The organism is Onishia taeanensis (genome assembly GCF_003268885.1).
In the GTDB taxonomy this organism is placed as follows: Bacteria; Pseudomonadota; Gammaproteobacteria; order Pseudomonadales; family Halomonadaceae; genus Onishia; species Onishia taeanensis_A.
In genome coordinates, this window is the sequence record NZ_QLSX01000009.1 from 127732 (window position 1) to 152046 (window position 24315).

Annotated in this window: 20 protein-coding genes, 1 other RNA gene and 1 pseudogene; 12 read left to right on the forward strand and 10 right to left on the reverse strand. The window is 63.1% G+C overall.

What is annotated here, in order from left to right; genetic code table 11:
• The first annotated feature begins 34 nt into the window (after positions 1–34).
• The 3 genes from dnaN (at position 35) to gyrB (ending at position 4734) form a co-directional block, all read left to right on the forward strand.
• A complete protein-coding gene (gene dnaN / locus BCL93_RS12940) occupies positions 35–1138 on the forward strand; it encodes a DNA polymerase III subunit beta (protein ID WP_112055677.1) in 1104 nt (367 codons plus the stop codon).
• 62 nt (positions 1139–1200) lie between these two features.
• The gene (gene recF / locus BCL93_RS12945) at positions 1201–2310 is read left to right on the forward strand and encodes a DNA replication/repair protein RecF (RefSeq protein ID WP_112055678.1); all 1110 of its coding nucleotides are present in this window, start codon (positions 1201–1203) and stop codon (positions 2308–2310) included.
• A 3-nt stretch (positions 2311–2313) separates the two neighbouring features.
• Entirely contained in the window at positions 2314–4734 is a 2421-nt protein-coding gene (gene gyrB, locus BCL93_RS12950; RefSeq protein WP_112055679.1) for a DNA topoisomerase (ATP-hydrolyzing) subunit B, read from the forward strand.
• A 320-nt stretch (positions 4735–5054) separates the two neighbouring features.
• Here gyrB and gmhB read toward each other — a convergent pair.
• From gmhB to glyQ, 4 genes and pseudogenes are all read right to left on the reverse strand, one after another.
• Positions 5055–5597: pseudogene (gene gmhB, locus BCL93_RS12955) on the reverse strand (D-glycero-beta-D-manno-heptose 1,7-bisphosphate 7-phosphatase); the annotation flags it as partial.
• Between the two features lie 151 nt (positions 5598–5748).
• A complete protein-coding gene (locus BCL93_RS17700) occupies positions 5749–6051 on the reverse strand; it encodes a helix-turn-helix domain-containing protein (RefSeq protein ID WP_220086282.1) in 303 nt (100 codons plus the stop codon).
• A 131-nt stretch (positions 6052–6182) separates the two neighbouring features.
• Positions 6183–8249, reverse strand: a complete 2067-nt coding sequence (glyS, locus tag BCL93_RS12965; protein WP_112055681.1) for a glycine--tRNA ligase subunit beta — start codon at positions 8247–8249, stop codon at positions 6183–6185.
• Between the two features lie 3 nt (positions 8250–8252).
• Entirely contained in the window at positions 8253–9200 is a 948-nt protein-coding gene (gene glyQ, locus BCL93_RS12970) for a glycine--tRNA ligase subunit alpha (RefSeq protein ID WP_112055682.1), read from the reverse strand.
• Positions 9201–9317: 117 nt separating this feature from the next.
• Between glyQ and rfaD the strand changes: the two genes are divergently transcribed.
• On the forward strand, positions 9318–10274 hold the full coding sequence (gene rfaD / locus BCL93_RS12975) for an ADP-glyceromanno-heptose 6-epimerase (RefSeq protein WP_112055683.1): 957 nt from the start codon (positions 9318–9320) through the stop codon (positions 10272–10274).
• The gene (gene waaF / locus BCL93_RS12980; protein WP_112055684.1) at positions 10267–11307 is read left to right on the forward strand and encodes a lipopolysaccharide heptosyltransferase II; all 1041 of its coding nucleotides are present in this window, start codon (positions 10267–10269) and stop codon (positions 11305–11307) included. Before rfaD ends, waaF begins: the two co-directional genes overlap by 8 nt.
• Here waaF and BCL93_RS12985 read toward each other — a convergent pair.
• Positions 11291–12055: a glycosyltransferase family 2 protein gene (locus BCL93_RS12985; protein ID WP_112055685.1), complete on the reverse strand. Its 765-nt coding sequence runs from the start codon at positions 12053–12055 to the stop codon at positions 11291–11293. The genes waaF and BCL93_RS12985 overlap by 17 nt on opposite strands.
• A 437-nt stretch (positions 12056–12492) precedes the next feature.
• On the opposite strand from BCL93_RS12985, the gene BCL93_RS12990 reads away from it, so the two are divergent.
• Both BCL93_RS12990 and BCL93_RS12995 read left to right on the forward strand, forming a co-directional pair.
• Positions 12493–13527 carry a glycosyltransferase family 4 protein gene (locus BCL93_RS12990; protein ID WP_112055686.1) on the forward strand — a complete coding sequence of 345 codons (1035 nt, stop codon included), beginning with the start codon at positions 12493–12495 and terminating at the stop codon, positions 13525–13527.
• 142 nt (positions 13528–13669) lie between these two features.
• Positions 13670–14659, forward strand: coding sequence for a glycosyl transferase family 90 (locus tag BCL93_RS12995; protein WP_258396528.1), 990 nt, complete (start codon positions 13670–13672; stop codon positions 14657–14659).
• On the opposite strand, the gene BCL93_RS13000 is transcribed toward BCL93_RS12995, so the two are convergent.
• Positions 14635–15414, reverse strand: a complete 780-nt coding sequence (locus BCL93_RS13000) for a 3-deoxy-D-manno-octulosonic acid kinase (protein ID WP_112055687.1) — start codon at positions 15412–15414, stop codon at positions 14635–14637. The genes BCL93_RS12995 and BCL93_RS13000 overlap by 25 nt on opposite strands.
• Here BCL93_RS13000 and BCL93_RS13005 point away from each other — a divergent pair.
• From BCL93_RS13005 to waaA, 3 genes are read left to right on the forward strand one after another with little or no spacing between them, the layout of a single operon-like run.
• On the forward strand, positions 15413–16486 hold the full coding sequence (locus BCL93_RS13005) for a glycosyltransferase family 9 protein (protein WP_112055688.1): 1074 nt from the start codon (positions 15413–15415) through the stop codon (positions 16484–16486). The two genes, BCL93_RS13000 and BCL93_RS13005, sit on opposite strands and share 2 nt — an antisense overlap.
• Complete coding sequence (hldE, locus tag BCL93_RS13010; protein WP_112055689.1) at positions 16476–17906, forward strand: bifunctional D-glycero-beta-D-manno-heptose-7-phosphate kinase/D-glycero-beta-D-manno-heptose 1-phosphate adenylyltransferase HldE; 1431 nt, start codon at positions 16476–16478, stop codon at positions 17904–17906. The genes BCL93_RS13005 and hldE overlap by 11 nt, the downstream gene beginning before the upstream one ends.
• On the forward strand, positions 17906–19225 hold the full coding sequence (gene waaA, locus BCL93_RS13015) for a lipid IV(A) 3-deoxy-D-manno-octulosonic acid transferase (RefSeq protein WP_112055690.1): 1320 nt from the start codon (positions 17906–17908) through the stop codon (positions 19223–19225). The genes hldE and waaA overlap by 1 nt, the downstream gene beginning before the upstream one ends.
• 8 nt (positions 19226–19233) lie before the next feature.
• On the opposite strand, the gene rpiA is transcribed toward waaA, so the two are convergent.
• Positions 19234–19914 (reverse strand): ribose-5-phosphate isomerase RpiA, encoded by a 681-nt coding sequence (gene rpiA / locus BCL93_RS13020; RefSeq protein ID WP_112055691.1) that lies wholly within the window; start codon positions 19912–19914, stop codon positions 19234–19236.
• Positions 19915–20121: 207 nt separating this feature from the next.
• On the opposite strand from rpiA, the gene ilvA reads away from it, so the two are divergent.
• Positions 20122–21636 (forward strand): threonine ammonia-lyase, biosynthetic, encoded by a 1515-nt coding sequence (gene ilvA / locus BCL93_RS13025; RefSeq protein WP_112055692.1) that lies wholly within the window; start codon positions 20122–20124, stop codon positions 21634–21636.
• Between the two features lie 689 nt (positions 21637–22325).
• Here the strand turns inward: ilvA and BCL93_RS13030 are convergent.
• From BCL93_RS13030 to BCL93_RS13040, 3 genes are all read right to left on the reverse strand, one after another.
• Positions 22326–23015 carry a 5-formyltetrahydrofolate cyclo-ligase gene (locus BCL93_RS13030; RefSeq protein ID WP_112055693.1) on the reverse strand — a complete coding sequence of 230 codons (690 nt, stop codon included), beginning with the start codon at positions 23013–23015 and terminating at the stop codon, positions 22326–22328.
• Between the two features lie 33 nt (positions 23016–23048).
• Positions 23049–23233: non-coding RNA, 6S RNA (gene ssrS / locus BCL93_RS13035), on the reverse strand.
• A gap of 45 nt (positions 23234–23278) precedes the next feature.
• The gene (locus tag BCL93_RS13040; RefSeq protein ID WP_112055694.1) at positions 23279–23578 is read right to left on the reverse strand and encodes a cell division protein ZapA; all 300 of its coding nucleotides are present in this window, start codon (positions 23576–23578) and stop codon (positions 23279–23281) included.
• Between the two features lie 141 nt (positions 23579–23719).
• Between BCL93_RS13040 and BCL93_RS13045 the strand changes: the two genes are divergently transcribed.
• The gene (locus BCL93_RS13045; protein ID WP_112055743.1) at positions 23720–24295 is read left to right on the forward strand and encodes a UPF0149 family protein; all 576 of its coding nucleotides are present in this window, start codon (positions 23720–23722) and stop codon (positions 24293–24295) included.
• The last annotated feature ends 20 nt before the right edge of the window (positions 24296–24315 follow it).

The window sequence follows — 24315 nt, forward strand, 5'->3', positions numbered from 1 at the left end:
ACGTCATCGAATTCAGGACAAGAGTGGAGCACACATGAAATTTTCCATCTCCCGCGAAGCCCTGCTGCGCCCCCTGGCGCTGGTCGCCGGCGTGGTCGAGCGTCGCCAGACCCTGCCGGTACTCTCCAATGTGCTGATTCAGGTCCAGGACACCCAGGTGGCCCTGACCGGCACCGACCTCGAGGTCGAACTGATCGGCCGTACGGCCCCGACTCAGGTCGATGAGCCCGGCTCGGCCACGGTGCCGGCGCGCAAGCTGATGGATATCTGCAAGTCGCTGCCCGAGCAGTCGGAAATTCAGTTCGTGCTGGAAGACGGGCGTGCCGTGCTGCGCAGCGGTCGCTCGCGTTTCACCCTGTCGACCTTGCCGGTGGCGGAATTCCCCAATATCGAGGACGGCCAGGGCAGCGTCGAGCTGAGCCTGCCGCGGGGCACCCTCAAGCACCTGATCGATTCGACCTCCTTCGCCATGGCCCAGCAGGACGTTCGCTACTACTTGAACGGCATGCTCCTCGAGCTGCGCTCCAACCTGGTGCGCACCGTCTCCACCGACGGTCACCGTCTGGCGGTCTGCTCACGTCCGGCCGATATCGAAGTCGAACCGGCCCAGAAGCTGATCGTGCCCCGCAAGGGGGTGCTTGAGCTTTCACGCCTGCTCGATGACAGCGATGAGCCGGTCAGCCTGACGCTCGGCTCCACTCATGTGCGTGCCCACACCGGTGAATTCACCTTCACCTCGAAGCTGGTCGATGGCAAGTTCCCGGACTACGAGCGGGTGGTGCCACGCAATGGCGACAAGGTGTTCATCGCGGACCGTGCCGAACTGCGTCAGGTGCTGTCACGTACCTCGATTCTCTCCAACGAGAAGTATCGCGGCGTTCGGTTGCACCTCGAAGAGGGCAACCTGCGGGTCATGGCCAATAACCCCGAGCAAGAAGAAGCCGAGGAGAACGTGGCCATCGAGTACTCCGGGCCAGCCCTGGAAATCGGCTTCAATGTTGGCTATCTCATTGATGTACTTGGAGTTCTTGACGAGGATCGCGTACAGATGACGCTGGCTGACCCCAACAGCAGTGCTCTCATGGAGGAGCCGGGTGGCGGCGATGCCATGTACGTCGTCATGCCGATGCGTCTCTGATCTCTCCCTCCTCTGTACCACGGATGATTGCCCGGAGCGCCGGGCATCCCGGGAAGCGTGTCATGACCCTCGACCGTCTCGCCTTCATGGGGCTTCGCAATCTGGTCAGTCTGGAGATGGCGCCGCAACCGGGGATCAACGTCATCGTCGGGGCCAACGGCAGCGGCAAGACCAGCCTTCTCGAGGGGATTCATATCCTCGGCATGGGGCGCTCCTTTCGCACCCAGCAGCTTAAGCATGCCATCGATCATGACGATCAGACGATGACCCTGCATGGGCGCCTGGTCGGCGACCCACCGCTGCCGGTAGGCATCCGGCGCCGCCGTGATCAGTCTGAGCTGGAAATGCGCATGGCGGGTGAGCGAGTGGCGCGAGTCTCTCAGTTGGTCGAGGCGCTCCCCCTGCAGCTGATCAATCCCGACGCCTTTCGCTTGCTGGAGGGCTCTCCCTCATCCCGCCGCGAGTTTCTCGACTGGGGCGTGTTTCACGTGGAACACGATTTCCTCGAGGCCTGGCGCCGCGTACGCAGGGCGCTGAAACATCGGAATGCGCTGCTCAGGCGTGATAGAATTGACGGTCGTTCACTGGATGTCTGGGACCACGAGTTGGCGCAGTGGAGTGAACGGCTTGACGCCTTGCGACATGCCTATATGGACGCTTTCCTCCCGGTCTTCGAGGACACGCTCGCCGAGTTGTTGCCGCTTCCTGGTCTGAGCCTTCGCTATTCGCGCGGTTGGGATCGGCAGCGGACCCTGGCTGAGGTCCTGCGGCAGGGACGGGAAAGCGACAGTCAGATGGGGTTTACCCAACAGGGCCCGCAGCGGGCGGATCTGAAGCTTCGCGTGCAGCGCCGGCCGGCAGTCGAGGTACTGTCGCGAGGCCAGCAAAAGCTGGTGGTAAGCGCGCTGAAGCTGGCACAGGGACGGCTGCTGGAGATGTCCACCGGGCGCACCTGCATCTATCTCATCGATGACCTGCCTGCCGAACTCGATGCCAACCACCGCCGTGTTTTCTGCCGGTGGCTGGAGCGCATGGAGTGCCAGGTGTTCATCACTACTGTCGACCCCGATGTTCTCTCCGGGGTATGGCAGTCGACAACGCCAGTGGCCATGTTTCACGTGGAACATGGCCGGCTGGCGGCATACGGAATGAAAGACTTCACGACGGAGTAGTCAATGAGCGAACAGGCTTACGACTCATCGAGCATCAAGGTACTCAAGGGGCTGGATGCCGTACGCAAGCGTCCTGGCATGTATATCGGTGACACCGATGACGGCACCGGTCTCCATCATATGGTGTTCGAGCTGGTAGACAACTCCATCGATGAAGCACTGGCCGGTCACTGCAGCGAGATTCGCGTTGTCATCCATCCGGACGAATCAATTACGGTCAGCGACAACGGTCGCGGCATTCCCACCGACCTCCACGAGGAAGAGGGCGTGTCGGCGGCAGAAGTGATCATGACCGTGCTGCACGCCGGCGGCAAATTCGACGATAACTCCTACAAGGTCTCCGGTGGCCTGCATGGGGTAGGGGTGTCGGTGGTCAATGCGCTCTCTGAAGAGTTGAAGCTGACCATCTGGCGTGCGGGCCAGGTCCATGAGCAGATCTATCACCACGGTGTGCCTGCCTCACCGCTGGCGGTGGTCGGCAAATCGGAAAAGAGCGGCTCCCGGGTCCACTTCCGGCCGTCGCCAGAGACCTTTGCCAACATCGAGTTCCACTACGATATTCTCGCCAAGCGCCTGCGTGAGCTGTCCTTTCTGAACTCCGGGGTGGCGATTCGTCTGATGGACGAGCGCAGTGGCAAGGAAGAGCTGTTCCACTATGAAGGCGGTCTCAAGGCCTTCGTTGATCACCTCAATACCAACAAGTCGGTGCTGAATCCGGTCTTCCACTTTAACGTGGAGCGCGAAGACGGCGTCGGCGTCGAGGTGGCGATGCAGTGGAATGACACCTTCGCCGAAAACATCTTCTGCTACACCAACAACATCCCTCAGGGTGACGGCGGTACGCACCTGGCCGGTTTCCGAGCCTCGTTGACCCGCAGCCTCAACAATTACATTGAGGCGGAGGGGCTGCTCAAGAAAGCGAAGGTCAACACCTCGGGCGACGACGCTCGTGAGGGACTGACTGCAATCATTTCGGTCAAGGTGCCGGATCCCAAGTTCTCATCCCAGACCAAGGAAAAACTGGTGTCCTCCGAGGTCAAGACGGCCGTCGAGCAGGAGATGGGCCGGCAGTTCTCCGAGTATCTGGTCGAGCGGCCCAACGAGGCGAAGGCGATCGTCAACAAGATGCTCGACGCCGCCCGTGCCCGTGAGGCGGCTCGCAAGGCCCGCGATATGACGCGCCGCAAGGGCGCATTGGATATTGCCGGTTTGCCCGGCAAGCTGGCCGATTGCCAGGAGAAGGATCCTAGCCTTTCTGAACTCTACCTGGTCGAGGGTGACTCGGCCGGTGGCAGTGCCAAGCAGGGGCGTGATCGTCGCACTCAGGCGATCCTGCCGCTCAAGGGCAAGATCCTTAACGTCGAAAAAGCGCGCTTCGACAAGATGCTGTCCTCAGTCGAGGTCGGCACACTGATCACGGCCCTGGGCTGTGGCATCGGTCGCGAGGAGTTCAATCCCGACAAGCTGCGCTATCACTCGATCATCATCATGACCGACGCCGACGTAGACGGGTCGCATATCCGAACCCTGCTGCTGACGTTCTTCTTCCGTCAGATGTCGCAGCTGATCGAGCGGGGCCACGTCTTTATCGCCCAGCCGCCGCTCTACAAGATCAAGCGAGGCAAGCAGGAGAGCTACCTCAAGGACGAGCAGGCACTGGTAAATTACCTGACCACCACGGCGCTGGATGGCGCTGGTCTGCACGTTAATGCGGATGCGCCGGGGATTGGTGGTGAGCAGCTAGAGGCGCTAGTGCAGCAGTATCGTGATGTCATGAACCGCATCGATCGCCTGGCACGGGTCTATCCCAGCGAGGTGTTGCGCAAGATCGTGCATGCCGAGAGCCTGGCGGGTGAGGATAGCCTCAAGGATCGCGACCGGATGCAGCGCTGGGTCGATCAGCTGCAGGTCGAGATGGATGCGCTGATCGCCTATGAGGGTGGACCGCGCTATACCTTCGAACTCCAGGAAGATACGGAACGTGGTCTCTTCCTGCCGGCGGTGACCCTGACCGCTCACGGTGTTTCGACGGACTATGTGTGGGGCATGGACTTCTTCCGCAGCGTCGATTATCAGGCCATGACTGGCCTTGGTGATACGCTGGAAGGCCTGCTCGAAGAGGGCGCCTACGTGTCCCGCGGCGAGCGTCAGCAGCCGATCACGACCTTCTACGACGCTCTCGAGTGGCTGATGAAGGAGGCCCAGCGCGGCTTCTCTATCCAGCGCTACAAGGGGCTGGGGGAAATGAACCCCGATCAGCTGTGGGACACCACCATGAACCCGGATACCCGTCGTATGCTGCGGGTGACCATCGAGGATGCGGTAGCATCAGACATGATGTTCAACACCCTGATGGGTGACGAGGTGGAGCCGCGTCGTGACTTTATCGAGCGCTTTGCTCTGGTGGCCAACCTGGACGTGTGATCGCCTGGTCAGCGCCATGGGCCATGTGGAAGCTCTTTCATGACGTTAGCTTGCAGGCCAATGTTCCACGTGAAACATGGCACCACGCTCCGCTCCCTTAACGACACGAGGCCGGCATTTGCCGGCCTCGTGTCGTTGGTTCTGGTGGAGTGGTTTTGGTGTCAGGTGCCTGCCTGGCGCTAGGTCAGCCATCATCAGGCGGGTGGCTGGCTCAACGGCGGTATCTGGTCTGCACCCAGGCTGGCGTCTTCCTCTTTGACGGGACCTGGATCGTCAGCAGCGTTGCTGGCAACAAGATTGTCAGAGGCCTGGGTGTCGTCGATCAGCCATCCCACGAATGCGGATAGGTCATCGAAGACCCTGGCATGCTGCAGTCCCTCTCCCTTGGCTTCGGTGTCGCCTCCCTTGCCCGTTCGCACCAGTGCGCTACGACAGCCAATGGCTTCTCCCGCTTGGAGATCGCGCAGGCTATCGCCCACCATCCAGCTGCGCGCGAGATCTGCGAGACCAAGCCGGTCGCGAATCGTTTCCAGTAGCCCCGCCTTGGGTTTACGGCACTGGCAATTATCAGCAGGTTCATGGGGACAGTAGACGATTTGTTCGATCTTGCCACCGGCATCCTCTACCAGAGCATTCAGCCGGGTATGAATCGCGGCCACGACGCTTTCATCGAAATATCCCCTGGCGATTCCTGACTGGTTGGTGGCGACGGCTACTGTCCAGCCGGTCCGGCTGAGCCTTGCGATGGCATCGATAGCACTGGGATAGGGCACCCATTCGTCGAGAGATTTTATGTAGTTGTCGGAGTCTTGGTTGATGACGCCATCACGATCGAGAATCACAAGTTTTGGTGCAATGGGCATGACGGAGTGTCTCAGTGGGTAGGCTCAAACGTTTAGTGTAGGTGGGTGTTTCACATGGAACAACTGGCGGATGCAACACCTCGTGAATGACTCGAATGAATGTTCCACGTGAAACATGCTCGTTAGGTAAAACACCACCAGACTTCGATCACTACCTGAGTCGCGGCCCACCGAGGTTGAGGTAGGTCGGGTCGAATTCCGCAAATTCCACCAGTTTGCTGTAGTTGTCGAAGGTCACGATGCCGTCCCGGAACGTGACCATTCCTGCGTCCCGAAGTTGTCTCAGAACGCGATTCACGTGGATGGCCGTCAGGCCCAGCGCATCAGCGAAATGGTGCTGAGTGAGCGGGCAGGCATACCCTGTTTTTGACGCCCATGCCCGCTGTATGACGTCGTGTACGTACGCTCGAGTCTCAGTTCGAAGTTTTTTCCTGAGGCACGGCACGTCGGACATGTCTTAAGTGCGTTAAGGCACCATGTTTCATGTGGAACACGGCAGGGTTGAGGGAAAGGAGATGTCAGGCTAGATAAAAAACGCCCGCCATTGATGTCGGGCGTTTTTGTTTCACATGAAACGCTGAGCTCTTACTGCTGCAGCTCGGCAATATCGGCCACGCCCAGGAACAGGGCCTGCAGGTTGGCGAGCAGAGCCAGGCGATTGCGGCGGACATCATCGTCTTCCGCCATCACCATCACTTCATCGAAGAAGCGGTCGACCGGCTCACGCAGGCTGGACAGCGCATCCAGTGCCTCGGCATAGCGAGCCTCCGCGAACAGCGGTGTCACTGCGACACGACGCGCTTCCAGCGCTTCGGCCAGGGCGTGTTCTGCGGCTTCTGCCAGCAGGTGGGTGTCGACGTGCGTCGAGCCGTCGTGCTCCTGCTTGGCTAGGATGTTGGCCACTCGCTTGTTGGCGGCAGCCAGAGCGGCGGCTTCTTCTCGCTGGCTGAAGGCATGCACCGCCTGTACACGACGCGCGAAGTCCAGCGGCTTGGTGACCGGGCGTGCCCGTACGGCGAGGTAGACCTCGACGGCGATGCCTTCGTCCTGGGTCCAGGCCCGGAAGCGGTCGAGCATGTAGTCGAATACTTCATCGACCAGCCCTTCGGCCTTGGGGAGGCCTGAGTGCTGCGCCGCGGCAAGCTCAAGCAGCTCGCGCAGGTCCAGGTCCAGCTCGCCCTTGATCAGGATATTCAGCACGCCGATGGCGGCGCGGCGCAGGGCGAAGGGATCCTTGGCACCGGTGGGCCGTGCGCCGATACCGAAGATGCCGGTCAGGGTATCAAGGCGATCGGCCAGCGCCAGCGCCTGGCCGGTGCGGGTCTGCGGGATGACGTCACTGGCGAATCGCGGCAGGTACTGCTCGTAGAGGGCCTGAGCCACGTCCTCGGCTTCACCGTCCTGGCGGGCGTAGTAGCAGCCCATGATGCCCTGCAGTTCGGGGAACTCCAGCACCATCTCGGTGACCAGGTCGCACTTGGCGAGCTCGGTGGCGCGCTGGGCATGCTCGGCATTGCCGCCGATATGGTCGGCGATGAAGCGTGCCACTGGCACGCTGCGCGTGGCCTTGTCGGCCAGGGTACCCAACTGCTGCTGGAAGACCACGCTTCCGAGCCCCTCGCGGCGAGCCGCTAACGGGGTCTTGCGATCGATGTCATAGAAGAAGGCCGCATCGGCCAGGCGGGGCCGGATCACCTTCTCGTTGCCTTCGATCACCTGCTGCGGGTCCCGGCTTTCGATGTTGGCGATGGTGATGAACAGCGGCTTGAGCCGGCCATCGGCATCCAGCAGGTGGAAGTATTTCTGGTTGGCCTTCATCGAAGAAATCAGGCACTCCGGGGGGACTTCCAGGAAGCGCTCGTCGAAGCTGCCGGTGAGGGCTACCGGCCATTCCACCAGGCCGCTGACCTCGACCAGCAGGTCCTCATCGATTACCGCCTCGGCATCTAGACACTCGGCCTCGGCCAGTACCTGTTCGCGGATGCGTTCGCGACGACGGTCGCGGTCGGCGAGCACATAGGCGTCTTCCAGAGCGCCGAGATAATCATCGGCATGGGTCAGCGCAATGGCCTCGGGGGCGTGGAAGCGGTGGCCATAGGTGGTGCGGCCGGCGGTAAGGCCTAACACATTGGCCTCGACGACCTCGCGTCCGTAGAGCATCACCAGCCAGTGCACCGGGCGTGAGAACTCGATGCGCGAGCTGCCCCAGCGCATGTTCTTGGGCACCGGCAGGCCATCGATGGCCTTGCTGACAATAGCGGGCAACAAGGTGGTAACGGCTTCACCCTGCTGCTGTTCGCGATAGCCGAGCCAGGTGCCCTTTGGCGTCTCGAGGTGGATCAGGTCATCGACGCTGACGCCGCAGGAACGGGCGAAGCCTTCGGCGGCCTTGGTCGCTACGCCATCCTTGAAGGCGGCGGCCAGCGCCGGGCCACGGCGTTCGACCTCGCGGTCCGGCTGTTTGTCGGCCAGAGCGTCGATCTGCACGGCGAGTCGACGCGGGGTGCCATAGGCACGCACCTCGGCGAAGGGCACTTCGGCCTCGGTGAGGCCCTGACGCAGGCTCTTGGCCAGCGCGTCGGAGAGGCTGTCGATGGCGCTCGGCGGCAGTTCTTCGACGCCGAGTTCGATCAGGAAAGTATCGGTGGCCATGGCTCAGGCGTCTCCTTGTTCGGCTAGCAGTTCGCGTTTCAGGGCGTCCGGGGCCATCGGGAATCCAGCGGCCTTGCGTGATTCGTAATAGGCGTGGGCCACGTCGCGGGCCATAGTGCGAACCCGCAGGATGAAGCGCTGGCGCTCGGTGACCGAGATGGCATGCCGGGCATCGAGCAGGTTGAAGGTGTGGGAGGCCTTGAGCACCATTTCATAGGCCGGCATCGGCAGGCCGGCCTCAAGCAGCTTGCTGCACTCGCGCTCCTGATAGTCGAAGGCGTCGAACAGGGCCGGCACGTCGGCGTGCTCGAAGTTGTAGGCCGACTGCTCGCGCTCGTTCTGTAGGAAGACATCGCCGTAGGTGACCGTCGTGCCGTCCGGCGCGATGGTCCAGACCAGATCGTAGACGCTGTCGACGTTCTGCAGGTACATGGCGATGCGCTCGAGGCCGTAGGTCAGCTCGCCGGTCACCGGATAGCATTCGATCCCGCCGGCCTGCTGGAAGTAGGTGAACTGGGTCACCTCCATGCCGTTTAGCCACATTTCCCAGCCCAGGCCCCAGGCGCCCAGGGTCGGGGATTCCCAGTTGTCTTCGACGAAGCGGATGTCGTGGATCAGCGGGTCGATGCCGAGACGCTCAAGGGAACCCAGATAGAGCGCCTGAAAGTCGGCCGGCGACGGCTTCATGACGACCTGGAACTGGTAATAGTGCTGCAGGCGGTTGGGGTTCTCGCCGTAGCGGCCGTCGGTTGGCCGGCGCGAAGGCTGAACGTAGGCAGCGTTCCAGGTTTCCGGGCCGATGGAGCGCAGGAAGGTGGCGGGGTGGAAGGTACCGGCACCGACTTCCATATCCAGCGGCTGCATGATGGCGCAGCCCTGTTCGGCCCAATATTGCTGCAGGGCGAGGATAAGGCCCTGGAAGGTTTTCACGTCTGGCGTCGACTGTGTCATTGGTGAAGCACCGTTGGCCCATGAATTCAAGAACTGCCAAGTATACAATCAGAGGTTAATCGGATATAGGCGCGCGGACGGATTGAGCCGTGTGCCGAACATGATGGGGAATTGACGATGATTGTAGTCACAGGCGGCGCCGGCTTCATCGGCGCCAATCTGGTCAAAGCACTGAATGCCCGCGGTCGCCAAGACGTGCTGGTGGTGGATGATCTTTCCGACGGCACCAAGTTCGTCAACCTGGCCGACTGCACGCTGGGGGACTATCTCGATAAAGATGACTTCCTGATGCGCATCGAGGCCTCTCTGCGCGGCGATGATGCCGGGCTGCCGGAGATCGAAGCGATCTTCCACGAGGGCGCCTGCTCCGACACCACCGAGTGGGACGGGCGCTTCATGATGGAAAACAACTTCGAATATTCGAAGGTGCTGCTCAGCTTCTGCCAGGCCAAGGGCATCCCCTTCCTGTATGCCTCGTCGGCGGCGACCTATGGAGGCAGCGAGGTGTTCTTCGAGGCCCCCGAGCACGAGAAGCCACTCAACGTTTACGGCTACTCCAAGCTGCTGTTCGATCAGTATGTGCGGGCGCGTTGGGACACCTTCAAAAGCCAGGTGGTGGGCTTTCGCTACTTCAACGTGTACGGGCCCCGTGAGCAGCACAAGGGCAAGATGGCGAGCGTGGCCTATCATCACCACACCCAGGTTCAGGCCGGGCAGAACCCCAAGCTGTTCGGCGCCTGGGACGGCTATGAGGCCGGCATGCAGAGCCGCGACTTCGTCTACGTCGGTGACGTGGTGAATGTGAACCTGTGGTTCCTCGATAACCCGGACCGTTCGGGGATCTTCAACCTGGGTACCGGCCGGGCTGAACCGTTCAAGGCCATCGCCGATACCGCGATCGACTACTACGGCAAGGGCCAAATCGATTTCATCGACTTCCCGGATGAGCTCAAGGGGCGCTACCAGAGCTATACCCGTGCGGATATCACGCGCCTGCGCGAGGCCGGCTATACCGCCGAGTTCAAGACCGTCGCCGAGGGCGTGCGCGAGTATCTGGAGTGGCTGAATGGCTGACGCCGGCGAGCGGATTCTGGTAGTGGGGCCATCCTGGGTCGGGGACATGGTGATGGCCCAGAGCCTTCTGATGACGCTCAAGACGCGCCATCCCGGCTGCACGCTGGGCGTGGTCGCCCCCGGCTGGTCGCTGCCGATCCTCGAGCGCATGGCGGAGGTTGACGAGGCGCTGGCACTGGAGGTCGGCCATGGCGAGCTCGGCTTCGCCGCTCGTCGAGAGCTGGCACGTCATCTCAAGGGGCGCTTCGATCGCGCCATCGTGCTGCCGCGATCGTGGAAGTCGGCGATGGTGCCCTTCCTGGCACGTATCCCCAAGCGCCGGGGCTTTATCGGCGAGCAGCGGCTATGGCTGCTCAATGAGCGGCGCCGCCTGGACAAGACGCTGCTCGACCAGACCGTCAAGCGCTTCGTCTCCCTGGGGCTGCCCGAAGAGGAAGCAGCCAGCGGTGACTTCGCCATTCCGCGCCCCCGCCTGGCGGTGGACCCGGACAACCTGGTCGAGCTCAGGCTTCACCATCAGCTGTCATCGCGCCCGGCCATCGGCATGATGCCGGGGGCCGAATATGGCCCTGCCAAGCAGTGGCCTCTCGAGCACTTTCATGCGCTGGCGGTGCAGCTGGTGACCAAGGGCTACGAGGTTCGAGTCTTGGGCGGGCCGAAGGATGCTCCGGCCGGTGAGGTGATCTGCGCGGGCCTGTCTCACGCCCACAACCTGTGCGGGCGCACGCGGCTTGCTGATGCCGTGGACCTGCTCGCCGACTGCGAGCAGGTGGTGACCAACGACTCGGGGCTGATGCACGTGGCCTCCGCGGTCGGCACCCGAGTACACGCCATTTACGGCTCCTCGTCGCCCGAGTACACGCCGCCGCTGACCAGCAACGCCCGAATTCACTATCTGGCGCTGTCCTGCTCGCCGTGTTTTGCGAGGGACTGTCCGCTTGGCCACACCAACTGCCTCAAGGATATCTCGCCCGAGCGCATGCTGGAGGCGATCCTGCCCGCATCGCCCCAGGTGCTTACGCCTGCCGGCTGACTCGTTCGTTCTCGTACAGCTCGTTGAGCTTGGCGTACTTCATGTAGGCCCGAAAGGCGGTGGTCATCGCCACCGTCATGCCATCGCTACCCTGGAAGATGCCGCCCTTGAGGATCAGCTTGCGCAGGGTGGCGGTCAGGGCGTGCACTGCAGGCGCCCAGTTCGAGGCGGGCACGCCGCGATCCTTCATCGCCCAGGCATCTCGTGATGACAGCTGATTGATGCGCTCGATCCAGTGCTTGAGATCATGATAGGTGAAGTGGTGCAGGTGGGTGCCGGTTTGCTCGACCTTGGGCGCCTTGACGGCGGCATGGCCCTTCTTGGGCTCGTAGCCGGCCTGGGTGCGGTTATACAGCCGCGCCACCGAGTCAGGGTAGAAGCCGGCCGCGCGGATCCAGTGGTGGCCGACGTAGTTCTTGCGCCGAAACGCATAGGCCGTGGATGGATCAGCGAGGCTTAGAGACTGGATTCTGGCGACGGCATCGTCGTCGAGGCGCTCATCGGCATCGAGGGCCAGGATCCAGTCATGGCTTGCGTAGGGCACACCGAAGGCCTTTTGCGGCCCGTCACCCAGGTAGGCCTGCTCGATTACCCGGGCTCCTTCGGCCTCGGCGATCCTGACGGTGTCATCCTGACTGAGCGAATCCACCACGATGACCTCGTCACAGACCCGAAACAGTGAGCGGATGCAGTCGGCGATCTGTCGTTCTTCGTTGAGAGTGATGACCACTCCGGTTATCGGCGTCATGGTGCGATCTCTTGTTGTGCGAGTGCGGTGGGCATGGTGGCGTCGAATCAGGCCGTGAGCAATGCATGGCACGGGGTAGATACGTTGCGACAGCTCTGCTTATTGCCTGTCTGTTCAGTGCCTTAAGCCTGGCCTTGCAAAGGCGTATAGTGCTATTCGCGGCGCGTACTGGCCATAAGACTCGTACTGGCCGTAAATAATAAATAGTACCGGCCACAAAATGGTACCGGTCACCATTATTACCAATGACGAAGGGTACTAATGGCAAATGATACTCATGACAAAGGGTACCAATGACGAAACGTCGCAAGTGCGACGTCGTATAGTACCGCCTTGCGGCCCGGGCAGACCATGTGCCCGCGCCGCTGCCTTGTGTGAATCACTCCGTGGCGTCCAGCCGTCGTCCCGAGTCAGCCTGTTTTCATTGGGAGCCATTGTTGAAGATCATCCATGTCAATTTGGCCAAGGGGTTTCGTGGCGGCGAGCGTCAGACTGAACTGCTGATTCGCGCCCTTGCCGTACGCGAGGACGCAAGGCAATGGCTTGCTTGCCGGCGAGACTCGCCGTTGCGTGCCCGTCTCGCCGAGGTGTCCGGGCTTACTTTCATCGATGCCGATCACCAGCTCGCGGGCCATGGACTGGCGGGGCGCCTGCGCGCCGATGTCGTACATGCCCACGATGCCAAGGCGGTGCACTGGGCGGGCCTGCACCGCTGGCGGCATGGCGTCCCTTACCTGCTGACACGTCGGGTCGATGCGCCGGTCAAGGATAAACTCAGCAATCGCCTCTTCTATCGCGGAGCCGCTCGGCGGGTGGCGATCTCGTCGCTGATTAAGCGTCAGCTCGAGGCGCGTGACTGGGGCGAGGTGGCGCTGATTCCCAGCGCCCTGTCCGGACTCAAGGCCGATCCTGCACAGGCCAAGGCCCTGCGTGCCGACTTCCCGGGCAAGTACCTGGTCGGGCATGTCGGTGCCCTGGTCGACCGTCACAAGGGCCAGCGGGTGCTGATCGATGCCGCCCGGCGCCTCCAGCGGACCCAGCCCGACCTGCAGGTGCTGTTCTTCGGCCAGGGCGAGGACGCCGAGGTGCTAGAAACCGAAGCGGCCGACCTTGCCAATGTCACCTTCATGGGCTTCAGGGACAATATCGGTGACTACCTGCCGGGGCTCGATCTCTTCGCGTTTCCCTCGCGCAACGAAGGTCTGGGCTCGGTGCTGCTGGACGTGATGGACGCCGGCGTGCCGATTGTGGCCTCGCGGGTCGGCGGCATCCCCGACATTGTCCACGATGACGACACCGGGCTGCTGGTGCCACCCGGCGATGCCGAGGCTCTGGCGACAGCCATCGCTTGTCTGCATGATGACCCCGCGCGTGCCCAGCGACTGGCCGTCGGTGCGAGCGCACAGCTTGATCGTTATACGCCTAAGGCCATGGCCGACGCTTATTGGCGGCTCTATCGGGACATGATATAGCATGACTTGGCCACAGGGTCGGTGGCGGCGATGAAACGACAAGACGCATGGATGCCTTCAGACACTGGCGCAAGCGCTGCCAATGGGCGCGTGGCTGATACCGCGCTCCTTGCGCGCGCTTGCTGGCAGCAAAGGCAATGCGATGGCCCGGATGAAGACGCTACTGGCACAGCTGCACAAGAACGCACACAAGTTTCGTTTCTATGCCAGGCATGCGGCGGGGCTAGTGGTGCCGGCGGCCGTCCATCGGCGGCGCCTGGCGGGTATATTGGCCGAGCTCGATACCCTCGATGAGCCGGCGAGACAGGATGTCGAGGCGCGGGTCGCCTACTACAACCGCTGTGCCTCGGCCTTCGAGCCAGGTGAAAAAGCCACGACGATTGGCGGCTTCAGGCGCGACGGCAGCTGGGCCTACTATCTCGATCTGCTGCGCTACCTGCGTTTCTTCCCTCGGCACCTGCGCTTTCGCCATCTCTTCGGCGATATCCGCGAGGTGCCAGAGCGACCCTCCTTCCTCAAGAGCCGGCCGGTGAGCGGTGACAATCAGCATTCGGTGCTGCTCAAGCTCAATACCGTGCGCCACTACTACGTCGTTCCCGACCGCATGCCTTTCGAGGCCAAAGAGGACCGGTTGGTCTGGCGCGGCGCCTGCCACCGGACGCACCGCCAGGCGTTCGTCGAACGCTTCCACGATCACCCGCTATGCGACGTTGGCGATGTGCGGCGCTGCTCCCGGGGGCAGCCCTATCACCGGCCCTTCATGAGCATCGAGGAGCAGCTTCAGTACAAGTTCGTGCTGAGCATCGAAGGCAAGGATGTGGCGACCAATCTGAAGTGGATCATGGCCTCGAATTCCCTGTGTTTCATGGCCGCGCCGCGCTTCGAGACCTGGTTCATGGAGGGGCGGCTGGTTCCCGGCCACCACTATGTGCAGCTCGCCGATGACTATGGCGATCTCGATGAGAAGATCGCCTACTACCGGGATCACCCCGATGAGGCCAGGCGCATCATCGCCAACGCCAACGCATACGTGGCGCAGTTTGAAAACAAGCGGCGCGAGCGCCTGGTAGGCCTGCTGGTGATGGACAAGTACTTCGCCCGCTCGGGTCAGGCGTCGGTGTTGCCGTGGTAACCAGCGAGAATGGCGGGCAGCGCCGCCGCTGAGGCGAACTTCTCGAGCGAACGCTCGAGTCGTGCCAGGTTGCCCGCCTGCCAGCGACCCGCAGCCCGCAGGCGACAGCGGTCCAGATCGATCATGAAGACCTCGCCCTGCGGGCCGACCAGCAGGTTACGGGCATTGAGGTCCACATGGTCGAGTCCGGCGTCATGGAAGCGGCGAATGGTAGCGCCGACGCGTTCGAGCAGCGCGGCGTCGGCGTCCGGCAGGCAGTCGGCCAAGGCGCGGGCGCCGGTCAGGCGAACGGTGATCAACGCTGCCTGATAGACAAGGCCGCGCCGCCAGACGCCGGCAGCCACAGGGCGAGGCACAGGCAGCCCCTTGGCATGGAGAGCGGCGGTCAGGCGCAGCTCGCGAAAGGCGCGGGTGCCCTCGCGACCGGTCCACAGGTAGCTTGAGTCGTTGACGCGGGCGATCAGGCCGCCGCGCCGGTAGGGGCGCAGCACCCATTGCTCGTCCGGCCGGTCGGGGGCCTTCAAGAAGAGACTCGCCCCGCGACCAGGCGCCTCGCCAGTCACAGTGCCATGCGCACGCCAGTAGTCCGGACAGAACCAGCGTGGTTCCAGAGGCACGGGTGACGCCAGGTGATCGCTGGCAGTCGCATGCTTGTTGGCAGTCTCGCGGCCCTGTGCCGGTTTTCCCCCGTCACAAAAACGCCCTGCATCATATAGAATGAGAGCCTTGTCTTTCTGGAACGTTGCCAACTGCATGAAGCATCCTCTGCCCGTCCACCCCACGCACCTTTGCGTGCTTAGGCTCTCGGCCCTGGGCGATGTCTGTAACCTGGTGCCGACCGTGCGTGCCCTGCAGCGGCAGTGGCCGGGCGTGCGCATTACCTGGATCGTCGGTAAGGCGGAGCACAGTTTACTGTCGGGCCTGTCCGGGGTCGAGTTCGTGGTCTACGACAAATCGACCGGTCTTGCCGGCATGCGCGAGATATGGCGCACGCTCAAGGACACCCGCTTTGATGCGCTGCTGCACATGCAGCAGTCGCTGCGTGCCAGCGTGCTGTCGCTGGGGCTGCGCTCCAAAGTGCGCATCGGTTACGACAAGGCCCGGGCCAAGGACTGGCAACACTGGTTCACCCAGCATCAGCTGGCGCCGCATCCGCGTGCCCATGTGCTCGAATCCTTCATGGATTTTGCCCGCGAGCTCGGCGTTGAGGACCTGACGCCGGAGTGGGATCTGGCGATTCCCGACGACGCTCGGCGCGAAGCGCGCCAGGTCAGCGGCGAGCGGGAGTACGTGCTGATCAGCCCCTGCGCCAACCCGCGGCTGCGCAACTTCCGCAACTGGTCCGCCGAGGGCTATGCCGCGGTGATCGAACACCTGTGGAGCCGTCACGGCCTGGCGACAGTGATGAGCGGGGGCGGCAGCACCCAGGAGCGCGAGATGGGTGCCCGCATCCAGGCGCTGTGCTCCGAGGGCGCGGTGATCGACGCCATCGGTGGCACCTCGCTGAAGGGGCTGCTGGCTCTGATCGACGCTGCGCGTGCCGTCGTCGCGCCTGATTCCGGGCCGGTGCATATGGCCAACGCCCTGAATACGCCGACCGTGGGGCTCTATGCCACCACCAACCCGCAACGCGCCGCGCCCTATCGCTGGCGCGAGCATGTCGTCAATCGCTATCCCGAGGCCGTGCGCGCCTACCTGCACAAGTCGCCTGACGAGATCGTCTGGGGCACGCGTGTACGTCACCCCGATGCCATGTCGTTGATCCATGCCGATGACGTGATCGCCCACCTCGACGCTCTACTCATGGAGTCCCGCGATGAAGTTTGATCTGACCGCCCTCGAACAGGCCCGTCTGCTGGTGGTAGGCGATGTGATGCTCGATCGCTACTGGCACGGTGGCACCTCGCGGATCTCGCCTGAGGCGCCGGTGCCGGTGGTCAAGGTCAACGACGGCGAGGACCGTCCCGGCGGGGCCGCCAACGTGGCGCTCAATATTGCCTCACTGGGCGCCCACGCCGCCTTGGCGGGCCTGGTCGGCGACGATGAGAATGCCAACCTGCTGACCCATCGGCTCGAAGACTCCGGAGTGACCACTCACTTCCAGCGTAGCTCTGAAATACCGACGATTGCCAAGCTCAGGGTCATGAGTCGCAACCAGCAGCTGATCCGCCTGGATTTCGAGCAGGCGCTGGACGAGGTGGATACCCAGGACTTGCATGATCAGGTCGCGGCGCAGCTCGGTGACGCCGATCTGGTGATCCTCTCCGATTATGGCAAGGGCACCCTGAATCGCGTCGAATCGCTGATCCAGATGGTGCGCGATGCAGGCAAGCGGGTACTGGTCGACCCCAAGGGCAGCGATTTCCGCCGCTATCGCGGGGCCAGCGTGGTCACCCCCAACCTGACCGAATTCGAGGCGGTGGTCGGCCCTTGCCGAACCGACGAGGAGCTGGCTGCCAAGGGCGAGGCGCTGAGGGTCGAGCTCGACCTGGAGGCTCTGCTGATCACCCGTAGCGAGAAGGGCATGACTCTGATCCGCGCTGATCATGCCCCCCTTCATCTGCCCACCCGGGCCCGCGAGGTCTATGACGTCACCGGCGCTGGCGACACCGTGATCGGCGTGCTGGGGCTGGCGCTGGCCGCCGGTCACGGCTTCCCCGAAGCCATGACGCTTTCCAACCTGGCCGCCGGCCTGGTGGTGGCCAAACCCGGCACCGCGACCCTGTCGATCGCCGAGCTCTATACGGCACTGCACGGCGACAAGCTCGCCGAGTTCGGCCTCATCGAGGCCGCGCCGCTGGTCGAGGCGGTACGCGCCGCCCAGGCCCGCGGCGAGAAGGTGGTGATGACCAATGGCTGCTTCGACATCCTGCACGCCGGCCATGTCGCCTATCTGGAGCAGGCCCGCCGGCTCGGCGATCGGCTGATCGTGGCGGTCAACGACGATGCCTCGATCGCGCGCCTCAAGGGGCCGACCCGGCCGATCAACCCCCTGCAGCGGCGCATGCAGGTGCTCGCGGGCCTCGGCGCCGTGGACTGGGTGGTGCCCTTTGGCGAGGACACCCCGGCGTCGCTGATCGAGACCGTGCTGCCCGACGTGCTGGTCAAGGGCGGTGATTATCAGCCTGCCGATATCGCCGGCGGCGAGGCGGTGATCGCCAACGGCGGCGAGGTGCGGGTGCTCGACTTCGAAGACGGCGTCTCCACCACGGCGATGATCTCGACCATTCTCGACCGGGAACGCTGATGCTTGCCTGCTGGCCGCGCTGCCTCTATTCGGCGGCGCTCTATGTGCTTTCGCCGCTGATCTGGCGACGGGTATGGCGTGAGCAGGCACTTGCTCACCCGAGGCTGGCACGCCTGGGGATGATTCCCCGCAACGCTAGTGGCACATCGGCTGACGGTCTCAGCGAGCGCCCCGTCACCTGGCTGCACTGCGCGTCGGTGGGCGAGGTGCTGGCGGCGCGTCCGCTAATCGAGGCGCTGGCCGCCGCTCGCCCCGGGCACCAGTTGGTGGTCACCACCATGACGGCCACCGGCGCCGACCGGGTTCAGGCGCTGGCCGACACCATCAATGGAAAAGGCGTTGGCGCGATAGTGAGCCATCACTTCGTTCCGCTGGATTTCCCCGGTGCCGCGCGGCGCTTCGTCGCCCGGCTCGCACCGGTGCAGGCGATCTTCTTCGAGACCGAGCTATGGCCCAACCTGCTTGCCGCCTGCCGACGCCGCGGCGTGCCGGTCGCGGTAGTCAACGGCCGCCTGTCGCTCCGCGCCTTCGCGCGTTACATGAAGATCCGCCCGCTGATGGCGGCGGCGCTGGCCGACGTCGGCTGGCTGGCTGCCAAATCCGACGAAGATGCTGAGCGCTACCGAACCCTGGGCATGGCCGGTGCGGGCACTACCGTAGTGGGCTCGCTCAAGTTCGATGTGAGCGCCTCTGATGAGGATGTTGATGATAGTGAGCGCTTACATTTATGGCTCGGAGAGCGGCCGATCTGGGTCGCCGGCTCGACGCATCCAGGCGAAGATGAACAGCTGCTCGACGCCCACCGGCGCCTGCTCGAGACGCACCCCGATGCGCTGATGATTCTGGTCCCCCGTCACCCTCAGCGCTTCGATGATGTCGCCGCACTGTGTGAGGCGCAGGGCATGAGTGTGGCGCGTCGATCAAAAAATGAGCGCCCCAGTCGCGACACGAACGTCTATCTTGGCGATACCATGGGCGAGCTCTCGACCTTCTATGGGGCCGCGGATGTTGCCTTCGTGGGCGGCAGCCTGGTGCCAATCGGCGGGCACAACCTGCTCGAGCCCGCGGTGCGGGGAGTGCCGGTGGTCACCGGGCCATCGCTTGAGAATTTCAGCGATGTCGCCGCGACCCTGCGTGAGGCCGGGGCGCTCACCGACGTCGCCGATGCCGAGGCGCTTTCGAAGGCCTTGGGCGCGCTGATCGACGATCCGGCGGACAGAGAACGCCTCGGCGAAGCCGGTCGGCAGGTGGTGGCGGCCAACCGGGGCGCGCTCTCACGCACCCTGGAAGGCCTGGAGAGGATGATAAAGGCGAAGTAGGTGCTCGCTTACGCCTTGTCTTTTTCGGTGCGCGCCACGCCCTGGGGACCACCGAGCAGCAGCACATCGGCACCGCGCGAGGCGAACAGGCCGTTGGTGACCACGCCGACGATGGCGTTGATGCGGGCCTCCATGGCCACCGGGTCCTCTATCATGAACTCATAGCAGTCGAGGATCTGGTTGCCGTTATCGGTCACCACCCCTTCGCGATAGACCGGCGTGGCGCCGAGCTTCACAAGCTCTCTGGCCACGTAGGAGCGGGCCATGGGGATCACCTCCACCGGCAGCGGGAAATCGCCCAGCACGTCTACCTGCTTTGAGGCATCGGCGATACACACGAAGCGCTGGGCGCAGGCGGCCACGATCTTCTCGCGGGTCAGGGCCGCCCCGCCGCCCTTGATCATCTCAAGGCGCGGGTTGATCTCGTCGGCGCCGTCCACGTACACCGGTACCGTGCCGGCGAAGTTCATCTCGACCACGTCGATGCCGTGGGATTTCAAGCGCTTGGCGGTGGCCTCGGAGCTTGCCACGGCGGCCTTGAAGTCGTCGCGCAGAGCGGCCAGGCGGTCGATGAAACGGTCGGCGGTAGAGCCGGTGCCGACGCCGATGATCACTTCGCTGCCGAGCAGCGGGCGAATTTCCTCGATGGCGGCGGCGGCCACCGCCTCCTTCAGTTCGTCTTGGGTCATGAGAGCTCGCTTGGGGTTGTCGGAGTTTGGGATCGGCGGAAGAAGCGCCGCGATTATAGGCCAGTTCCGTGGCCGTGTTGATGGTCCCCTGTCCCGGCGTCGAAGGCGCTGGACGCCACGGCAGCGGGTCTGCTACCAATAGATGTTTTGCCACGCACGCGTTGGTCGCATGGCTTTGGGTCATGCCGACGCCCTTGGGATATCAGGATGCTCGAAGAAACCGTCAAGAAGATACTCACCGCCCGGGTCTACGAAGCGGCACGGGAAACGCCGATTTCAGCGGCCACCATCCTTTCCAAGCGTCTGCACAACCAGATTCTGATCAAGCGTGAAGACCTGCAGCCGGTCTACTCCTTCAAGATCCGTGGTGCCTACAACAAGATGGCGCAGCTTTCCGACGAGCAGAAGGCCAAGGGCGTGATCGCCGCCTCGGCGGGTAACCATGCCCAGGGGCTGGCGCTGGCTGCCAAGCTGATGGGCGTCAAGGCGGTGATCGTGATGCCGCGCATCACCCCGGAAATCAAGGTCCAGGCGGTGCGCGCCCGGGGAGCCAAGGTGATCCTCAAGGGAGACGCCTTTGCCGCCGCCGCCGCCCATGCTCAGGAGCTGATCGCCGAGCACGGCTATACCTACATTCCACCCTTCGACGACATCGACGTGGTCGCGGGTCAGGGCACCATCGGTGTGGAAATCCTTCGCCAGCACAGCGGCCGCCTGGATGCGGTCTTCGTGCCGGTGGGCGGCGGTGGCCTGATCGCCGGCGTGGCTGCCTACATCAAGTACCTGCGTCCCGAGATCAAGGTCATCGGGGTCGAATCCGAAGACAGCGCCAGCTTCAAGGCTGCCCTGGAAGCCGGTGAGCGAGTGGTGCTGGATCAGGTCGGCGTCTTCGCCGAAGGCGTTGCGGTGGCCCAGGCCGGTGAAGTGCCCTTCGCCATCGCCAGGGATCTGATCGATGAGATCATCACCGTCAACGCCGATGAGATGTGTGCCGCGGTCAAGGATATCTTCGAGGACACCCGCGCGGTGGCCGAGACCTCCGGCGCCCTGTCGCTGGCTGGCCTCAAGAAGTACATCCAGCGTGACGGCGCCGAAGGCGAGACGCTTCTGTGCATCAACTCAGGCGCCAACACCAACTTCGATCGCCTGCAGCACATCGCCGAACGCACCGAACTTGGCGAGCAGCGCGAGGCCATCCTGGCGGTGACCATCCCCGAGCGCCCGGGCAGCTTCAAGCGCTTCTGCAAGGCAATCGGCAAGCGCATGGTCACCGAGTTTAACTACCGCTACGCCGACCCGGACGCCGCTCACATCTTCGTCGGTGTGCAGGTCAAGCCGGGCGGCGAGGATCGCCAGGCGGTGATCGCCAAGCTGCGTGACGAGGGCTACCCGGTGGTTGATCTCACCGATGACGAGATGGCCAAGCTGCATATTCGCCACCTGGGCGGCGGCCGACCCAAGGAGCAGTTCGAAGAAGAAGTCTATCGCTTCGAGTTCCCGGAACGCCCCGGGGCCCTGATGAACTTCCTGACGCACCTGCCGGCTGACTGGAACATTTCGCTGTTTCACTACCGCAACCATGGTGCTGCCTATGGCCGGGTGCTGGTCGGCATGCAGATGCCCAGCGACGATCGCTCTCATGTCGAGGAATATTTCGACGCTATCGGTTACCGGTACTGGAAAGAAACCCATAATCCGGCCTATAGGTTATTCATGGCCTGATGGTCCGCAGTCGTAACAGTAGGTAAGTGTTGACTAACGGCTAGCCTTAGAGGTGGCAGGCGTTTTATCATGTGTTCTGGCTATTAAGGCGATTGTCATTCTTTAGGCTTAGCCTTATAGTCTTAAACGTCGTTAGTCAGACGACGCTTTCATCTTTTGTTACGACATCACGGAGTTGGCAATGAAACGCAAGCCCGATCTGGTCATGGCGCTGGTGCTGGTCTTCGGTCTCGGAGTGGTCGCCACCGGTTACGCTCAGGCCCTGGTCGGAAGCTGATGCTTCGCTGAGCCTGTGGTGACGCGATAGGCGTCACCATTTGGCTTTCATCGCAAGGTTTACCCGATCTCTCAGGCCTTATGCGCTCAGTCAGAGCTCATTCGACCAGCGCTCCTTTAACTAGGTTCTTTTAACCACGTTCTTTTGAGCCCCTTTAATCACAGCCACGCCAGACCGACTGTGAACGCCCCTACCCGTATCCCCACCCCTGACGCGCATCGATGACCCGAGCGCGTGATCGGTCGGTATTAAAGCGGGGTTAGGCAAAAGACCGGCCGCTGCCTTCCTCAGGCAGCGGCCGGTCTTTTTTTGTGGCCCGAGTTTAGTGCGAGGGTGGCATCGTGGCCTGGATGGGGCGTCGCGTGCTGGCGCTCGTGAGGGTGCCAGCCTGACGGGGTGGCTCCGGCGGTCCTCAGGGCCTAAGCACCCGGGCATCGCTTACGATGGCGTCCAGAGGCACGTCCCAGCTCGCCACCGGCAGCGTCGGTACACGCTGGCACTCATGGGCCAGGCCGATCAGCCGAGGGCGCGGGCCGCGCTGGCGTGTGAAGGCGAAGCTTCTATCGTAGAAGCCGCCGCCCATGCCCAGGCGCTGCCCCTGATCATCGAAGCCGACCAGCGGCATCAGCACCAGCTGCAGAGCCCAGGCGGGCAGGCGCCGGGCGCGATGGGCGCCGTGCCGGGTATCGGGTTCGCGGATGCCGAAGCGGTTGGTGACCATCGGCGTGCCTGCGTGGTAGCGCACGAACCACAGCCGGTTGTGCGTCAGTGGTGCCAGCACCGGCAGATAGACCTCTGCCCCGCGACGCTCGAGCCAGGCGATCAGCGGCCGGGGATCGATTTCGCTATCGTTAGGCAGATAGAGCGCCACGCGCTTGGCGCGACGAAACTCCGGCAGTCCACGCAAGCGGCGACACAGAGCCTTGGCGGCCTGGCGTTGCTGTCGAGGTGTTAGCGCGCGACGACGGCGGCGCAGGGTGCGGCGCAGCTCACGGCGTTGCTTCGGCGTATCGGCGACTGTCGAGAATGACGAATCGGGGGCTTTCTCGTCGTGATGGAACTCACGCGGGAAGGTCGTGTCAGGCAAGGGCGCATGAGGCATGGCGTACGAGCTCACGGCGGGCGGCGGATATCGAGGTTCCCCAGAATGCCGCTGTCGTTCTGGCCCTTGAACCCATTGGTTCAAGGTGGGTGGCCGCAGACAGACCGTCAGGCTTTCCGTCGCGCGGACATGCACACGGGTCTGTCTAGCATTTGGCCCCCTGGGTAATGCGCATAGGCTCGAGGGACTGTAACGGCTGGCGTACATTCCAGGGAACGCCTTCATCCTACCAGAGCGGGGCTAAGCGCCAAAGCGCAGATTGCTCAGCCGCTCTTGCCAGCATCCAGCGCACGTTCGAGACGCTCGTTGAGGCGGTTGAGGCTCTCCTCATCGGCCTTGCGCTCGTCGATCATCTGCAGGAGCTCATTGGTGATGTTCAGCGCCGCCATGATAGCGGTCTTCTCGGTGCCGAGCACCTTGGACTGGGAGTGGATGCCATGCATGGCGCGATCCAGATAACGGGCAGCGCGGTCGAGCTGGTCCTGTTCATCCGGTGGGCAGGCGATGACGTAGCTGCGGCCCAAAAGAGTGATGTCGGCAGTGCGACGGGCGTCATCGGTCATCGGTGGGCTCCAGACCGGGCCAGCGATGGGCCCGATGCGTTACTATGAAAGATATCGATTCACTATAAGAGAGCCGCTCGCGAGCGGTCAACGCAAGCCATGTTCGCCGGCCGCCGCGCCGGCCCGATTCAAGAGTGTTTCATGTCACTGATCAACGATCGCCTCGACTTTTCCACGGTTGCCGATGTCTTCCTGATGCACGGCAGCATGCAGTCTCCGGCCTTTCAGGATGGGCGACTGGCCGGCGCCCTGGCGCTCAATGACCTTAGCGCCGAAGCCTGGCTCGATGAGCTGTGCGCCACTTTCGGTATCGAGCAGCCGCGGGATCCGGAAAGTGCCGAGGTGCTGCTCGGCTGGCGTCGTCAGGCCCTCGATGCCCTGGCCGCCGCCGAACTCAACTACGAGCCGCTGTTGCCTGACGACCTGTTTTCTCTGGCCGAGCGCGCCCAGGGCCTGCAAGAGTGGACACTGGGCTTTCTCGAGCTGGTCCAGGCCGTTGACACCGAAACGCGCAACGCCTGGTCGGCGAACCTGCGTGAAGCGCTGGACGATCTGCAGACGCTGGCAGGTATCGAGGTCGACCTGGATGACAGCAGCGAGAACGAGAACGACCTCTTCGCGCTTACCGAACATGCCCGCATGGCGGCCATGCTGCTCTACACCGAGCAACATCCCGGCCAGCCGCAGGTCGAAGAGGCTGACGCCCCACAACAGTGAACCCCGTCTCAGGAGTCGAG

Bases quoted from the DNA above. Each gene is read 5' to 3' on its own strand.
- recF (WP_112055678.1), top strand. From the start codon at position 1,201: ATGACCCTCGACCGTCTCGCCTTCATGGGGCTTCGCAATCTGGTCAGT.
- waaF (WP_112055684.1), top strand. From the start codon at position 10,267: ATGGCTGACGCCGGCGAGCGGATTCTGGTAGTGGGGCCATCCTGGGTC.
- waaA (WP_112055690.1), top strand. From the start codon at position 17,906: ATGCTTGCCTGCTGGCCGCGCTGCCTCTATTCGGCGGCGCTCTATGTG.
- BCL93_RS12995 (WP_258396528.1), top strand. From the start codon at position 13,670: ATGGCCCGGATGAAGACGCTACTGGCACAGCTGCACAAGAACGCACAC.
- BCL93_RS13040 (WP_112055694.1), bottom strand. From the start codon at position 23,578: ATGACCGATGACGCCCGTCGCACTGCCGACATCACTCTTTTGGGCCGC.
- BCL93_RS13045 (WP_112055743.1), top strand. From the start codon at position 23,720: ATGTCACTGATCAACGATCGCCTCGACTTTTCCACGGTTGCCGATGTC.
- glyQ (WP_112055682.1), bottom strand. From the start codon at position 9,200: ATGACACAGTCGACGCCAGACGTGAAAACCTTCCAGGGCCTTATCCTC.
- glyS (WP_112055681.1), bottom strand. From the start codon at position 8,249: ATGGCCACCGATACTTTCCTGATCGAACTCGGCGTCGAAGAACTGCCG.
- BCL93_RS13005 (WP_112055688.1), top strand. From the start codon at position 15,413: ATGAAGCATCCTCTGCCCGTCCACCCCACGCACCTTTGCGTGCTTAGG.
- BCL93_RS17700 (WP_220086282.1), bottom strand. From the start codon at position 6,051: ATGTCCGACGTGCCGTGCCTCAGGAAAAAACTTCGAACTGAGACTCGA.
- ilvA (WP_112055692.1), top strand. From the start codon at position 20,122: ATGCTCGAAGAAACCGTCAAGAAGATACTCACCGCCCGGGTCTACGAA.
- BCL93_RS12985 (WP_112055685.1), bottom strand. From the start codon at position 12,055: ATGACGCCGATAACCGGAGTGGTCATCACTCTCAACGAAGAACGACAG.
- hldE (WP_112055689.1), top strand. From the start codon at position 16,476: ATGAAGTTTGATCTGACCGCCCTCGAACAGGCCCGTCTGCTGGTGGTA.
- BCL93_RS13000 (WP_112055687.1), bottom strand. From the start codon at position 15,414: ATGCAGTTGGCAACGTTCCAGAAAGACAAGGCTCTCATTCTATATGAT.
- rpiA (WP_112055691.1), bottom strand. From the start codon at position 19,914: ATGACCCAAGACGAACTGAAGGAGGCGGTGGCCGCCGCCGCCATCGAG.
- rfaD (WP_112055683.1), top strand. From the start codon at position 9,318: ATGATTGTAGTCACAGGCGGCGCCGGCTTCATCGGCGCCAATCTGGTC.
- dnaN (WP_112055677.1), top strand. From the start codon at position 35: ATGAAATTTTCCATCTCCCGCGAAGCCCTGCTGCGCCCCCTGGCGCTG.
- gyrB (WP_112055679.1), top strand. From the start codon at position 2,314: ATGAGCGAACAGGCTTACGACTCATCGAGCATCAAGGTACTCAAGGGG.
- BCL93_RS13030 (WP_112055693.1), bottom strand. From the start codon at position 23,015: ATGCCTCATGCGCCCTTGCCTGACACGACCTTCCCGCGTGAGTTCCAT.